General features: G+C 73.5%; 14 protein-coding genes. 7 read left to right on the top strand and 7 right to left on the bottom strand.

All coding sequences use genetic code 11. The features are described 5' to 3' along the window. Positions 1-131: 131 nt before the first annotated feature. A complete protein-coding gene (locus tag ACZ7G1_RS30315) occupies positions 132-1,052 on the top strand; it encodes a 1-phosphofructokinase family hexose kinase (protein WP_470878806.1) in 921 nt (306 codons plus the stop codon). 19 nt (positions 1,053-1,071) lie between these two features. Here the strand turns inward: ACZ7G1_RS30315 and ACZ7G1_RS30310 are convergent, their stop codons facing one another. Both ACZ7G1_RS30310 and cdgB read right to left on the bottom strand, forming a co-directional pair. Next, positions 1,072-2,037: a CBM35 domain-containing protein gene (locus ACZ7G1_RS30310; protein ID WP_470878804.1), complete on the bottom strand. Its 966-nt coding sequence runs from the start codon at positions 2,035-2,037 to the stop codon at positions 1,072-1,074. A gap of 73 nt (positions 2,038-2,110) precedes the next feature. Next, entirely contained in the window at positions 2,111-3,880 is a 1,770-nt protein-coding gene (gene cdgB / locus ACZ7G1_RS30305; protein WP_470878802.1) for a diguanylate cyclase CdgB, read from the bottom strand. 304 nt (positions 3,881-4,184) lie between these two features. Here cdgB and ACZ7G1_RS30300 point away from each other — a divergent pair, with 304 nt between their 5' ends. Further along, a complete protein-coding gene (locus ACZ7G1_RS30300) occupies positions 4,185-4,751 on the top strand; it encodes a flavin reductase family protein (RefSeq protein WP_470878800.1) in 567 nt (188 codons plus the stop codon). 84 nt (positions 4,752-4,835) lie between these two features. On the opposite strand, the gene arfB is transcribed toward ACZ7G1_RS30300, so the two are convergent. Further along, complete coding sequence (arfB, locus tag ACZ7G1_RS30295) at positions 4,836-5,273, bottom strand: alternative ribosome rescue aminoacyl-tRNA hydrolase ArfB (protein ID WP_470878947.1); 438 nt, start codon at positions 5,271-5,273, stop codon at positions 4,836-4,838. 116 nt (positions 5,274-5,389) lie between these two features. On the opposite strand from arfB, the gene ACZ7G1_RS30290 reads away from it, so the two are divergent. Together ACZ7G1_RS30290 and ACZ7G1_RS30285 are read left to right on the top strand one after the other, a co-directional pair. Continuing rightward, complete coding sequence (locus ACZ7G1_RS30290; protein ID WP_470878798.1) at positions 5,390-5,965, top strand: TerD family protein; 576 nt, start codon at positions 5,390-5,392, stop codon at positions 5,963-5,965. Between the two features lie 61 nt (positions 5,966-6,026). Then, positions 6,027-6,563, top strand: coding sequence for a GNAT family N-acetyltransferase (locus ACZ7G1_RS30285; protein WP_470878796.1), 537 nt, complete (start codon positions 6,027-6,029; stop codon positions 6,561-6,563). On the opposite strand, the gene ACZ7G1_RS30280 is transcribed toward ACZ7G1_RS30285, so the two are convergent. Both ACZ7G1_RS30280 and ACZ7G1_RS30275 read right to left on the bottom strand, forming a co-directional pair. After that, a complete protein-coding gene (locus tag ACZ7G1_RS30280) occupies positions 6,560-7,975 on the bottom strand; it encodes a M1 family metallopeptidase (protein WP_470878794.1) in 1,416 nt (471 codons plus the stop codon). The genes ACZ7G1_RS30285 and ACZ7G1_RS30280 overlap by 4 nt on opposite strands. A gap of 100 nt (positions 7,976-8,075) precedes the next feature. Continuing rightward, on the bottom strand, positions 8,076-8,615 hold the full coding sequence (locus tag ACZ7G1_RS30275) for a GlcG/HbpS family heme-binding protein (RefSeq protein ID WP_470878793.1): 540 nt from the start codon (positions 8,613-8,615) through the stop codon (positions 8,076-8,078). A gap of 230 nt (positions 8,616-8,845) precedes the next feature. On the opposite strand from ACZ7G1_RS30275, the gene ACZ7G1_RS30270 reads away from it, so the two are divergent. From ACZ7G1_RS30270 to ACZ7G1_RS30260, 3 genes are all read left to right on the top strand, one after another. Then, positions 8,846-10,039 (top strand): sensor histidine kinase, encoded by a 1,194-nt coding sequence (locus ACZ7G1_RS30270; RefSeq protein WP_470878791.1) that lies wholly within the window; start codon positions 8,846-8,848, stop codon positions 10,037-10,039. Further along, a complete protein-coding gene (locus tag ACZ7G1_RS30265; RefSeq protein WP_017242455.1) occupies positions 10,039-10,659 on the top strand; it encodes a response regulator in 621 nt (206 codons plus the stop codon). The genes ACZ7G1_RS30270 and ACZ7G1_RS30265 overlap by 1 nt, the downstream gene beginning before the upstream one ends. 92 nt (positions 10,660-10,751) lie before the next feature. After that, positions 10,752-11,984 (top strand): FAD-dependent monooxygenase, encoded by a 1,233-nt coding sequence (locus ACZ7G1_RS30260; protein ID WP_470878789.1) that lies wholly within the window; start codon positions 10,752-10,754, stop codon positions 11,982-11,984. Positions 11,985-12,035: 51 nt separating this feature from the next. Here ACZ7G1_RS30260 and ACZ7G1_RS30255 read toward each other — a convergent pair whose 3' ends face one another. Then, positions 12,036-12,842, bottom strand: coding sequence for an ABC transporter permease subunit (locus tag ACZ7G1_RS30255; RefSeq protein WP_470878787.1), 807 nt, complete (start codon positions 12,840-12,842; stop codon positions 12,036-12,038). Beyond that, entirely contained in the window at positions 12,842-13,777 is a 936-nt protein-coding gene (locus ACZ7G1_RS30250; protein WP_470878785.1) for an ATP-binding cassette domain-containing protein, read from the bottom strand. Before ACZ7G1_RS30250 ends, ACZ7G1_RS30255 begins: the two co-directional genes overlap by 1 nt. Between the last annotated feature and the right edge of the window lie 152 nt (positions 13,778-13,929).

The raw sequence follows: 13,929 nt of genomic DNA, 5'->3' as shown, positions 1-13,929 counted from the left end.
TCAGGAGTCATGCGCGAAGGGCGGTCGGCCGGGGGTCTGGGCCGATCGCCTTTCCTTTGGCATGATCGGTGCCCGTCGGAGCGCACGTTCCGCAGGACTTCACACGGAGTACGGAGTACGGGGGTGGACAGGTGATCCTCACGGTCACCCTCAACACGGCACTGGACCTGACCTACCGGGTCCCCGCCCTCACCCCGCACGCCTCCCACCGGGTCACCCAGGTCATCGAACGCCCCGGCGGCAAGGGCCTCAACGTGGCCCGGGTGCTCGCCGCCCTCGGCCACGAGACGGTCGCCACCGGCTTCGCGGGCGGCGCCACCGGCGCCATGCTCCGTGACCTCCTCGCGCCCACGGCCGTGCGCGACGCCCTCGTCGAGACCGCGGGACCCACCCGGCGCACCGTCGCCGTCGTCGACGCCGCCACCGGCGACACCACCCAGCTCAACGAACCCGGCCCGGCCGTCACCGCCGCCGAATGGGAGACCTTCCGCGGCCGCTTCACCCAACTCCTCCACGGAGCACAGGCGGTGGCGCTCTGCGGCAGCCTCCCGCCCGGCATCCACGTGGGCGCGTACGCGGAACTCGTCCGGCTCGCCCGGGCCGCCGCCGTCCCCGTACTCCTCGACACCAGCGGCGAACCCCTGCGGCGCGGCATCGCCGCCCGCCCCGACCTGGTCAAGCCCAACGCCGACGAACTCGCCCAGCTCACCGGCTCCCGCGAACCCCGCCGCGCCACCCGCGACGCCCGCCGCCGCGGCGCCCACGCGGTGATCTCCTCGCTCGGCCCCGAAGGCCTCCTCGCCGCCACCCCCGAAGGCCTCTGGCGCGCCGCCCCGCCCTCCGCCGTCCGCGGCAACCCCACCGGCGCCGGCGACTCCGCCGTCGCCGGCCTCCTCTCCGGCCTCGTCGAGGGCACCCCCTGGCCCGACCGCCTCGCCCGCGCCGTCGCCCTCTCCGCCGCCACCGTCCTCTCCCCGGTCGCCGGCGAATTCGACACCACCGCCTACGCGGACCTGCTCCCCCGCGTGAAGGTGACGGAAGAGGCCCCCTAGGGGGCCTCGCTCCGGTCGGCTACTGCCCGAACTCCGGCGTGACTTCCAGCCAGTCGAGCAGCACGTTGCACTGATTGCCCTGCTCGCACGAGATCCTGATCTCGTTCTCGCCCTTCTTGAGGGTGACCGGCGCCCAGGTGGTCTGCCAGTTCTTCTCGAGGTTGGGGTCCGAGGACTTGATGAAGTTCTTCAGGCCGATCGGCGAGGTGTTCGCCGTGCCGTTGACCGTCAGCGTCGCGTTGGCGTCCACCGCCGGAATGGCGTAGCGCACGGTCAGGCGGTACTTGCCGTCCGACGGCATGTTCGCCTTCCAGGTGACGGAGGCGCCGACCTGGTTGAAGCCCGACACGTACACGCCGCCCGCGCCCTCGGCGCCCTTGACCACCGTCTCCGTGGCCGCCGTGCCGCCCAGTTTGAGGGTGGCGGCGTCCTGCTTGGGGAGTTCTTCGGGGGTCTTGTCGGTGCTGGGGGTGGTGGAGGGCTGTTCGGAGACCTGGGAGGGGGCGGTGGAGGGGGTGTTGCCGCCCTGGGCGTCCTTGTCCTTGTCACCGGAGTTGCTGATGACGGCGGCGGTGATGCCGATGACGACGACCGCGACGACCGCGACCGCGCCGATGAGGAGGCCGCGCGTGTTGGGGCCGCGGCCGGAGCCGCCGCGCTGGGGCGGGATCGGCGCCTGCCGGGTCGGGGGGCCGCCGTGGCCGCCGCCGTACGTCTCCGGCGCCGCGTACTGCGCCTGCGGCTGGCCGTAGGGGGCCTGCTGCTGCGGGACGTAGGGCTGCGGCTGGCCGTACTGGCGCTCGCCGACCGTTCTGACCTGGTTGTAGGAGGTCCGGGGCACGCCTGGCTGCGCGGGGGCGGGGCCGGGGTAGCCGTAGCCGCCGCCCTGCGGGGGCTGGGCGCCCGCTGCCTGGCCGTCCGCGTACAGGTAGCCGAACGGATCGTCGTCCTCGGGCTTGTTCGCGCCGTCGTTACCGGCAGCCATCCGGGTCATCCTCTCCATGCTCGCCAGCCGTCGCCGACCGGCCGAGCCTACCCCGAACGGACGAGCGCTCGACTCAGCCCGCCCGCCGGTGGACCTTGGCACGGGAGCGTTTCTCCACGTACATCCGCTGGTCGGCGGAGTTCAGGACCTCTTCCACGGTCATCCCGCACTCGGCCCAGCCGATGCCGAAACTGGCACCGACGCGGACCGCCCTCCCGTCCACCCGGATCGGCGGAATGATCGCGTTGCGGAGGCGTACGGCCAGGTCGGCGGCGTCCGCGGCACCCAGACCGTCGGCGAGGACGACGAACTCGTCACCGCCGAGCCGGGCGACCGTGTCGCCGTCCCGCACCCCGGTGGTGAGCCGGCGGGCGACCTCGACGAGGACGGCGTCGCCGGTGTGGTGCCCGAACCGGTCGTTGATCGACTTGAAGCCGTCGAGGTCGCAGAAGAGCACCGCGAGCCCCTTCGTACCGTCGTCGACGTCACCGCCCGTGGGCGCGACGGCGTGCACGTGGTGGTCGTAGGCGGCGCCGCCCGCCGGCTCGAAACCGAAGCCGTGCTCGTGCTCGTGCTCGTACGACTGCGGCCCGTAACCGGAGTCGTAACCCGAGTCGTAACCCGAGTCGTAGGCGGGGTCGTGACCGGGGTCGTGGACCGGGTCGTACGAGGAGGCGTGGCCGAGGTCGTGCCCCGTCCCGTAGCCCCCGTCCCGCGCCGAGTCGTACACGCCGTAGGCGGCCTCGTCGCCCGGCGCCGACGGGCGCTCGCAGATGCGGGCGGAGAGCCGGGAGCGCAGCTCGGCGCTGTTGGGCAGGCCGGTCAGGGCGTCGTGCGAGGCGCGGTGGGCGAGCTGCAGCTCGTGCCGCTTGCGCTCCTCGATGTCCTCGACGTGGGTGAGCAGGAAGCGGGGGCCGTCGGCGGTGTCGGCGACGACCGAGTTCCGCAGCGAGACCCAGACGTACGTGCCGTCGCGCCGCCCGAGCCGCAGTTCGGCCCGGCCGCCCTCGGCGGAGGTCCTGAGCAGGGTGCCGATGTCCTCGGGGTGGACGAGGTCGGCGAAGGAGTAGCGCCGCATCACGGAGGCGGGCCGGCCGAGGAGGCGACAGAGGGCGTCGTTGGTACGGAGCAGCCGGCCGTGCTGGTCGCCGCCCATCTCGGCGATGGCCATGCCGGAGGGGGCGTACTCGAAGGCCTGCCGGAAGGACTCCTCGGAGGCCCGCAGGGCCTGCTGCTCGCGCTCCAGGCGGATCAGGGCGCGCTGCATGTTGGAGCGGAGGCGGGCGTTGCTGATGGCGATGGCCGACTGCGAGGCGTACATCTGGAGCGCCTCCTGGCCCCAGGGGCCGGGGTGCCGGCCGTTGCGCGGGCGGTCGACGGATATGACGCCGAGCAGTTCGCGGCCGGAGCCGGAGGCATACATGGGGGCGTAGAGGCGGTCGTGCGGGTGCCACTCGTCCTCGAAGCGCGGCGCGGGGCCGTCGGTGTGCCACTGGGGGACGTCGTCCTCCATCAGCACCCAGCCCTCGGTGTGCGGGATGAACCGCAGGTCACCCCAGGAGGTGCCCATCGCGAGGCGCCGCTCCCAGGAGGCGCGGGAGCCGACCCGGCCGGTGATCAGGGCCTCGGCGGCGGAGCTTCCGGCGAACGCGGCGACGACCAGGTCACCGTCGGGGCGTACGAGATTGACGCAGGCCAGCTCGTAGTTGAGACCGGCGACGACACCGTCGGCGACGGTCTGCAAGGTGTCCGCCAGGCTGCGGGCAGTGTTGAGGTCCGCCACGACCTGATGCAGCTGCCGCAGGGTCGAGAGACGGACGTACGGCTCCGACTCGGTCTCCATCGCTCGCTCTCCCCGAGACCTCGACAGCAACTCCAGGGTTCTCATCGGCTACGTGTTGCACTGTCACTGCCACTGAATCACAGCGAGCTGCGCACCCGGTACACAGGGTCAGCAAATACTGCCCTCTGTGACTCAAGTCACAGCAGGTAATGGCGGGTCGCGCCTTTCCTCCTGAGCCCTCGCGCCATAGGGCGAACGGCGCCCGCAGGGCCCGGCGGACGGGCCGGACCTAGGTCCCGCGGGGGTGCCGGACTGGTCCCCGGGCCCGATGCGGGAGGCGGGGGCTGCGCCATAGCGTGCGGGTGTGCTGCAGAAGACCCCCGCCCCGCCCCCCGTCTCCGACCTGGCCATCCCGCATGCTGAGGGGGTGAGCAACGACGAGTTCCGGGCGGCCATGTCCCGCCTCGCGGCAGGCGTGGTCCTGGTGACCGCGCACGATCCCGACGACGGTCCGCGCGGCGAGGACGTCGGCATGACGGCCACCGCCTTCATGTCCGTCTCGCTCGACCCGCCGCTCGTCCTGGTCAGCCTCCGCAACGGCTCCCGCATGGACGACCTGCTCACCGACGTCCCCGTCTGGGCGGTCTCGATGCTCGCCGAGGACCAGCGGCACGTCGCCGGCCGCTTCGCCATGAAGAACCGCGTCAGCGACCGGCTGCTCTTCGCCGACCTCCCGTACACCCGCGGCGAGGAGAGCGGCGCCCCGCTGGTCTCCGGCGCGCTCGCGGTCCTCGAATGCCGTACGGAGAGCCGCGTCGTCGCCGGCGACCACACGCTCGTCATCGGCCGCGTCCTCACCGCCGGCCTCCCCCCGGCCTCCGCCGCCGGCCCCTTGACCTACTTCCAGGGCAAGTACCGCAGGCTGGGCTGAAAGCCCCCGCCACACTCGACTCCCGGCCCGTGCTCAGCCCCGCGGCACGGGCGCCTGCTCAGCCCCCCCGGCACGGGCGCGTGCTCAGCTCCAGTCGCGGGACTGGCGGGTCTTCTTCGTCTCGGAGCGCTGCTTCTTCTCGCGGAGCCGCCGCTCGTTGATCCCGCGCGGGATCTTCGTCGGGCGGCGGGGCTTCGGCGGCGGGGCCGTCGCCTCGGCGAGGAGCGCGGCGAGGCGCACCGCCGCCGTCTCGCGGTTGCGCCACTGGGAGCGGTGCTCGGAGGCGCGGACGGTGACGACGCCGTTGACGAGGCGGGAGGCGAGGCGCTCCAGGGCGCGGGCCTTCCACACCTCGGGGAGCGCGTCGGTGGCCGCGAGGTCGAAGCGGAGCTCCACCTGCGAGTCGCTGGTGTTGACGTGCTGCCCGCCCGGCCCCGACGACCGCGAGAAACGCCACTGGAGCTCGGCCTCGGGAAGCGAGACGGAGCCGCGGATGGGATACGGACCGGACATGCCCACCATGTTCCCCGCAGCCGCGATCGCAGTCATCCTGTTTTCACCGGGAATTCTCACCGGGAACCGCCGGAGCCGCGCACGCGTTTCTCCAGGCGAAGACATCACGATGAAAGGGACTTTCCATGGCTGTGAGCCTGTCCAAGGGCGGCAACGTCTCCCTGACCAAGGAGGCCCCGGGCCTCGCCGCCGTCACCGTGGGCCTCGGCTGGGACGTCCGCACCACCACCGGCACCGACTTCGACCTCGACGCCTCGGCGATCGGCGTGGACGCCACCGGCAGGGTCGCCTCCGACGCCCACTTCGTCTTCTTCAACAACAAGGCGACGCCGGACCAGACCATCGTCCACACCGGTGACAACCGCACCGGCGAGGGCGGCGGCGACGACGAGCAGATCAACGTCAACCTCGCGGCCCTCCCGCCGAACGTCGACAAGATCGTCTTCCCGGTCTCCATCTACGACGCGGTCAACCGCTCGCAGAACTTCGGCCAGGTGCGCAACGCCTACATCCGCATCGTCAACCAGGCCGGCGGCGCCGAGCTCGCCCGCTACGACCTCTCCGAGGACGCGGCCGTCGAGACCGCCATGGTCTTCGGCGAGCTCTACCGCAACGGCGCGGAGTGGAAGTTCCGCGCCGTCGGCCAGGGTTACGCCTCCGGCCTCGAAGGCATCGCCCGCGACTTCGGCGTCAGCATCTGACCCGTCGCACGGCAGTCGAGCCCCGGCCGGGTTTCCCGGCCGGGGCTCTACCCTTCTCCGGGTGATCGTCGAAGCCCTCGCCCCCAAGGCCCTCGAGGACGGCGCCGCCCTCCCCGGCGCGCTGCTCACCGAACTCACCGCGCTGTACGCGTCGAACGTGGAGTTCCAGCAGCTCAGCGGCGACTTCCCGGACCCGTCCGACATCCGGCCCGAGCAGGTCGCGGCGGCGCTCGCCGACGACCTCGCCGAGCCCACCGCCGAGGTGCTCCTCGCCCGTTCGGAGGGCCGGCTCGTGGCCGTCGCCGTGACGCTCGGCCGGCACCCCGACCCGGCCGACCCGGACCCGTGGCTCGGGCTCCTCATGGTCCACGCGGACGAGCGCCGCGCGGGCCACGGCCGTCGCCTCGCCACGTACGTCGAGGACCGCTTCCGCGCCGCGGGCCGCACGGGCCTGCGGCTCGCCGTCCTGGAGAACAACCCGAAGGCCCTCGCCTTCTGGACCTCCCTCGGCTACGAGGAGACCGCCCGCCGCCCGGACCTCTCCCACGGCCGCCCGTGCGTCGTACTGCGCAAGTCCCTGGTGCCCCAGGCCTCCTAGGGCTTCTCGGGCTTCCCGTCGCCGTACAGCCAGACGTCCCACAGCGCGTCGAGGTCCTTGCCGGCCACGCTCTCGGCGTAGGCGGTGAAGTCCTCGGTGCGGGCGTTGGCGTGCCGGTACTTCGCGGGCCAGCCGCGCAGGATCTCGTCGAAGACGGCGTCGCCGACGGTCTCGCGGAGCTTGTGCAGGGCCATCGCGCCGCGCTGGTAGACGGGCGGGTCGAAGAGGTTCCCGGCGGCGGGCGGATCGGCGGGCGGGAAGGCCCAGTTGGCGTCCTGGGCGAAGGCCCGCTCGAAGTGGGTGCGCGCGGGGACGTCCTCGTACTCCTCGGTGTACAGCCATTCGGCGTACGTGGCGAAGCCTTCGTTCAGCCAGAGGTCCCGCCAGGTCGCGGGGGTGACGGAGTTGCCGAACCACTGGTGGGCCAGCTCGTGGACGAGGGTCGTCCGGTCGAAGGAGGCGGCGGGGAAGACGGGCCTGGTCTGGGTCTCCAGGGCGTAGCCGAGGGTCCCGTCCGGCACGACGATCGCCCCGGCGGAGGAGAAGGGGTACGGGCCGAAACGTTCCGCCTGACGGGTGAGGAGCGTCGGGAGCTCGGCCCGCAGCGCGGCCGCGCCCGCCGCGACCGACGGCTCCACGGCGGTGAGGACCGGCACGGGACCCGCACCGGGCGACGCGGCGCCGACCGCGGTCGCCGTGCCCGTCTCGTACCGGCCGATCGCGACCGTCGCCAGATAGCTCGCCATCGGCTCGGACGTGCGCCACACGCTGGTGACACGCCCGTCCGCGCCGGCCCGCCGCTCCGTCCGCTCCCCGTTGGAGATCGCCTCAAGGCCGGCCGGGACGGTCAGGGTGATGTCGTACGCGGCCTTGTCGGAGGGGTGGTGGTTGCCGGGGAACCAGGTCATCGAGCCTTCCGGCTCGCCGACCGCGACCGCCCCGCCGGCCGTCCGCAGCCAGCCCTCCGTGGAGCCGTCCGCGTCGGTGAGCGGCTCCGGCACGCCCGAGTAGGTGACGGTCGCCCGGAACTCCTCGCCCTCCGGAATCTCCTCGTGGGGCCGGAGCGTCAGCTCGTGCCCGGCGCGGTTGTACGCCGCCGGGACACCGTCGACCGTCGCCCGGCTCACCGTGAGGCCGTCGAGGTCGAGGTTGAAGGCGCTCAGGTCCTGCGTCGCCCGGGCGGTGATCTCGGCCGTGCCGTCGAGCCGTCCGGTCCCCGGGTCGTAGGCGAGGGTCAGGGCGTAGTGCCCCACGTCGTACCCGCCGTTCCCCAGCTTCGGGAAGTACGGATCGCGCAGCCCGGCCGCCCCCGGCGTACCCCGCACACCCCCGGTCGCCCCCGAGCACCCGCCCGCGAGCAGCCCGACGGCGACGAGGACGGCTACGGCTCCGGTCCGGCGGCGCTGATTCACGTAACGATCCTAAGCGGGGCGATACGCACAAGGCGGCGGCGCCCGGCGGGGGGTCCGGGCGCCGCCACCGTCAGGGGGGGGCCGAGTGGTGCTGTGCGGCTTAGTTGCCGAGGGCGGCGACGCCGGCCTGGGCGAACTTCTCGTCGAGGTCGCCCGACGGGGCGCCGGCGACGCCGATGCCCGCGATGGGGGCGCCCTTGGCGGTCACCGGGGCGCCGCCGGCGAGGAAGAGGGTGCCGGGGATGTCCTTGAGGGTGGGGGCGTTGGCCAGGCGGCCCGCGAGGACGGAGGTCGGGGCGTTCCAGGAGACGGCGGTGAACGCCTTGCGCTCGGCCGACTCGTAGGACTGCGGGCCCGCGCCGTCGCCCCGGAGGGTGACGATGGTGTTGCCGTTGCGGTCGACGACCGCGACGGAGACCCGCTGGTTCTCCTTCTCGGCGGCGTCCAGGGTGGCCTGCGCGGCCTTCGTGGCGGCCTCGATCGTCAGGTGCGTCGACTGCTGGAGGTTGTCGTTCCCCGCGTCGGCGGTGACCGCGGCGGGCGCGGCGGCGGCCGGGGCGGAGGCGTTCGCGGAGACGGCGCCGAAGGTACCGGCGGCGATGACGGCGGCGGCGGTGGCACCGAAGAGGATCTTCTTCATGAGGAACTCCGTGAGGTGAGAAGGAGGCGGAGGCCGGGTGCCCCGTTCGCTCTGAGATCCATCCTGTGGCCGCCCCCGGTGCCTTTCGGTCCACGGTCCGGCTGCCCTCCTCGCGCACACTGGAGGACGGCCGGGTCAGCCGATCGGCTGATGCCGCCCTGGTCCCCACGGGCCACCATGGACAGATATCCCCAGGTCAGAGGGTTCAGGGGGCGAACGGAGGCGGAACGATGACACGGCCGACACGCCATCCGGACGACCGTCCGACGGAGCGGGACCACGACCCGGACACCCGCCGGCTGGCCCGCGTCATGCACATCGCCTTCTTCCTCCTGCTCGGCGCCTCGCTGGCCCGCTTCCTGCTGCGCCACCCCTGGGAGGACCGCAGCCCGTGGATCATCGCCCTCTCCGGCGCGCTCGCCTCCCTGTACCTCCTCGGCCCGGTCGTCGGCACCCGCGCCGCCCCGCGCCGGATCGCGTGGCTCGGCACGGTCGTCGCCGTCTGGATCGTCCTCGTCGTCCTCGCGCCCAGCTTCGCCTGGTGCGCGGTGCCGCTCTTCTACACCGGCCTGCGGACCCTCCCGGCGCGCGCCGCGCTCGGCCTCGTCACCGTGCTCACCGCGTTCGTGGTCTTCGCCCAGGTGCAGCTCGCGCACGGCGGCTGGGACCCGAACCTGATCGTCGCCCCGCCGGCCGTCGCCGCCATCGCGACCGGCGTGTTCGTCTACTCCGACCGGCAGGCCGCCCGGCAGCGCGCCCTCATCGCCGACCTCATCCGCACCCGCCGCGAACTCGCCGCCACCGAACGGCGCGAGGGCACCCTCGCCGAGCGGCAGCGGCTGTCCATGGAGATCCACGACACCCTCGCGCAGGGCCTGTCCAGCCAGCAGATGCTGCTCCAGGCCGCCGACCGCACCTGGGACAGCGACCCGGCCACGGCCCGCCGCCATGTCCGTACCGCCGAATCCATCGCGGAACGCAACCTCGCCGAGGCCCGCCGCTTCGTCCACGACCTCGCGCCCGCCGACCTCGCCGAGGGCGGCGGGCTCGAAGAGGCGCTGCGCGGCCTGGCCACCCGCGAGTCGGCGGCGTTCCGTGTCGACGGCACCACCACCCCCCTGCCCGAGCGGGTGCAGTCGGCGCTGCTCCGGATCGCGCAGGGCGCCCTCGCCAACATCCGCGAACACGCCGACGCCGAATCCGCCGCCCTCACCCTCACCTACCTCGACGACCAGGTCGTCCTCGACATCGCCGACGACGGCCACGGCTTCGACCCCGCCGACACCCCCGGCGGAGTCCGCGGCCACGGCCTGCCCGCCATGCGCGTCCGCGCCCGCCAGCTCGGCGGCACCCTCACCGTCGAATCCGCCCCGGGCGAGGGCACCGTACTCTCCGCCGCCATCCCCCTCACCCTGGAGCCCTGATGTCCGTACGCATCCTGCTCTGCGACGACCACGTCGTCGTCCGCGCCGGGCTGCTCGCCCTGCTCGGCAGTACCCCCGACATCGAGGTCGTCGGCGAGGCCGGCAGCGGCGAGGAGGCCGTCGCCATGGCGGCCAAGCTGAAGCCGGACGTCGTCCTCATGGACCTCCAGCTCGGCGCGGGCATCGACGGCGTCGAGGCCACCCGCCGGATCGCCCCCACCGGCGTCCACGTCCTCGTCCTCACCACCTACGACACCGACGCCGACATCACCCGCGCCATCGAGGCCGGCGCGACCGGCTACCTCCTCAAGGCCGAACGGCCCGAGGAGCTCTTCGCCGCCATCCACTCCGCCGCCCAGGGCCGCACCGCCCTCTCCCCGCCCGTCGCCAGCCGCGTCATGGACGTCATGCGGGGCGCCGCCGGCCCCAGCCTCACCGACCGCGAGCGCGACATCCTCGGCCAGCTCGGCCGAGGCCTCGGCAACCGCGAGATCGCCCGCGCCCTCTTCATCAGCGAAGCCACCGTCAAGACCCACCTCGGCCGCATCTACGCCAAGCTCGGCGTCGACACCCGCGCCGGCGCCGTCGCCGTCGCCAAGGAACGCCGCCTGCTGCCGTAAGGCGTACCGCGTACGGGTTGGCCTACCGCGACAACGCGCTCCTCCGGCCACCCCCGCTGCTACTGTGCGCTACTGCCTGACCGCACGGTGTCATGCATCGGTTCTCCGTGGGAGCGCACGTGAAGCTCGCGATCGTCGGCGGCGGCCCCGCCGGCCTCTACCTCTCGATCCTGCTGAAGCGGCAGGACCCGGCCCACGACATCACCGTCTACGAACGGAACCCGGAGGGCTCCACGTACGGCTGGGGCGTCACCTACTGGGCCGGGCTCCTCGACAAGCTGCGCGCGGGCGACCCCGAATCCGCGCAGGCGGTCGCCGACGCATCCGTGACCTGGACGGACGGCGTCGCCATCGTCCGCGACGAACGGACCGTGCACCGCGGCGACGCCGGCTTCGGCATCGGCCGGCGCCGCATGCTCGGCCTCCTCGCCGACCGCGCCCGCGACCTCGGCGTCCACGTCTCCTTCGAGCACGACATCACCGGCCCCGACGCCCCCGAACTCGCCGGCGCCGACCTCGTCGTCGCCGCCGACGGCGTCAACAGCGTCCTCCGCACCGCCCACGCGGAACACTTCGGCCCCACCGTCACCAACGGCCGCAACGCGTACATCTGGCTGGGCACCACCAAGGTCTTCGACTCCTTCAGCTTCGCCTTCAAGGAGACCGAACACGGCTGGATCTGGTGCTACGCCTACGGGTTCAGCGGCGAGCGCTCCACCTGCGTCGTCGAGTGCTCCCCCGAGACCTGGACCGGCCTCGGCCTCGACACCCGCGGCGAGGCCGACAGCCTCGCCCTCCTGGAGAAGCTCTTCCACGACCTCCTCGACGGCCACGAACTCATCGGCCGCGACCGCGCCGACGCCGCCGCCCAGTGGCTCACCTTCCGCACGCTCACCAACCGCACCTGGCACCACGGCAACCTCGTCCTCCTCGGCGACGCCGCCCACACCACCCACTACTCCATCGGCGCCGGCACCACCCTCGCCCTCGAAGACGCCCTCGCCCTCGCCGAGGCCCTCCGCCACCCCGCCGACCTCGACACCGCCCTCACCACCTACGGCAAGCGCCGCCGCGCCGAACTCGTCTCCGCCCAGAGCGCCGCCCGCTACAGCGCCCAGTGGTACGAGAACCTCCCCCGCTACATGTCCCTGGAGCCGGCCAAGATGTTCGCCCTCCTCGGCCAGCGCCACTCCCCCCTCCTCCCCCACGTCCCCCCTCAGCTCTACTACCGCCTCGACCGCGCCGCCGGACAGCTCGAACCCCTCCGCCGCCTCAAGCGCTGGCTCGGCCCCCGCGTGGCGAGGGCCGTCCACGGCCGCCACTGAGCCAGGACACGGCCGGCCGTTCCCACCAGGCCGGCCGCTCCCCGCATCCCCTCACACGTCCCTGCGGTCGACCGCGAGAAAGGCCACCGCGAGGGCGCCGAGCGCCCACACCGCGTACACCGTCCACGCCCCGCCCGCCGTCCACGGATAGTCCACCGGCACCGGCGACTCCCCCACCTCCTTGAGCCGGTGCCACGCCCCCTGCGGCAGCGCGTGCAGGAACGTCGCACCCCAGCGGCTCCGGTCGTCCACGAGCGCCGGCAGCAGGAGCAGCACCCCCGTGAGGGACACGATGGCCGTCGCGGTGTGCCGCAGGAGCGCCCCGAGCCCGAAGCCGGCGAGCGCGCACACCGGCGCGAGCAGCGCGGACGCGGCGACGGCCCGCGGCACGCCCTCGTCGGCGAACGACATGCCTGCGCCCCGGCCGTCGAGCACCGCCTGCGTGGCGGCGAACGAGACGCCGGCGACCAGCACTCCGTACAGCAGCATCACCCCGCCGAGGACGAGCGCCTTCGCCGCGACGACCGCCCGGCGGTGCGGGACTGCGGTGAAGGTCGTACGGATCTGCCCCGTGCCGTACTCGCCGACGATCATCAGCGCGCCGATCGATCCGGTCGCGAGCGTGAACACCATGGCCCCGCCGAGCGTGAACGCGTCGCGCATCGCCCAGATCGGTACGAAGAGTTCCTTGATGCCGTCCGGGTAGTTCGGGTAGTTGCGGTAGTCGGCGAAGGTCGCGTTGAGGTTCACCACGAGGACGGCGAACGCGCCGACGGCGAACGCCCACGGCGTCGACCGCAGCGACCACAGCTTCAGCCACTCGGCGGCGAGCAGATCACGGAAACGGACGGCGGGCATCAGCGGTACTCCACACTCTCGGCGGTGAGCTCCATGAACGCCTCTTCGAGGGAGGAGGCGTGCGCGGTCAGTCCGGCGAGCGGGACTCCGTGCCGGTACGCGAGGGCCCCGATCCGCCCCGCCTCCATCCCGGTCACGGCAAGCTCCCGCCCCTCCGTCCGTACGGTCGCCCCCTCGGCCCGCAGCGCGTCGGCGAGGCCCGGCGCCGCGGCCTCGTCGGCCGTCCGCACCGTCACGCTCCGGCGGGTGCCGCGCGCCGCGAACGCGGCCACGCTCTCGGCCGCGATCAGCCGCCCCCGGCCGATCACGACGAGATCGTCGGCCGTGTTCTCCATCTCGCTCATCAGATGACTCGACACGAACACCGTCCGCCCCTCCGCCGCGAGCCGCCGGAACAGCCCCCGCGCCCACAACACCCCTTCCGGATCGAGCCCGTTGACCGGCTCGTCGAAGAGCACCACCGGCGGGTCCCCGAGCAGCGCCCCCGCGATCCCGAGCCGCTGCCTCATCCCGAGCGAGAATCCGCCGATCCGCCGCCGCCCCGCCTCCCCGAGCCCCACCTCGTCCAGCACCTCCCGTGCCCGCCCCCGCGGAATCCCGTTGGTCCGCGCCAGGGCCGCGAGATGCGCCTCGGCCGTCCTGCCCCCGTGCACGTCGTGCGCGTCGAGCAGCGCCCCCACCTCCCGCAGTCCCCTCGGCAGCTCGCCGAACCTCCGCCCGCCGACGGTGGCGGTCCCGGACGTCGGCCGGTTCAGGCCGAGGAGGAGCCGCAGGGTCGTCGACTTCCCGGCCCCGTTGGGGCCGAGGAAGCCGGTCACGCGGCCGGGCCGGACGCTGAAGGAGAGACGGTCGACGGCCGGACGGCCGGACGGGGCGCGGCGGGGCAGGCCCCGGCGATGCCCGTACCGCTTGGTCAGTTCGTGGACTTCGATCATGCGGACCACGGTCGCGGTCCGGCCCCCGCGCGCGCATCGGCCCGCCGGCCACAAGCGGAAGCGCCGGGTTGGGGGGGGGGGGGGGGGGGGGGGGGGGGGGGAGGGGGGGGGAGGGGGGGGGGGGGGGAGGGGGCGTGTCCTCGCCTTCCCCC

It is taken from the genome of Streptomyces sp. NPDC037273, from assembly GCF_055603625.1.
Note: the sequence above shows the minus strand (reverse complement) of the source record. Positions and strands in the feature narration are given on the sequence as shown.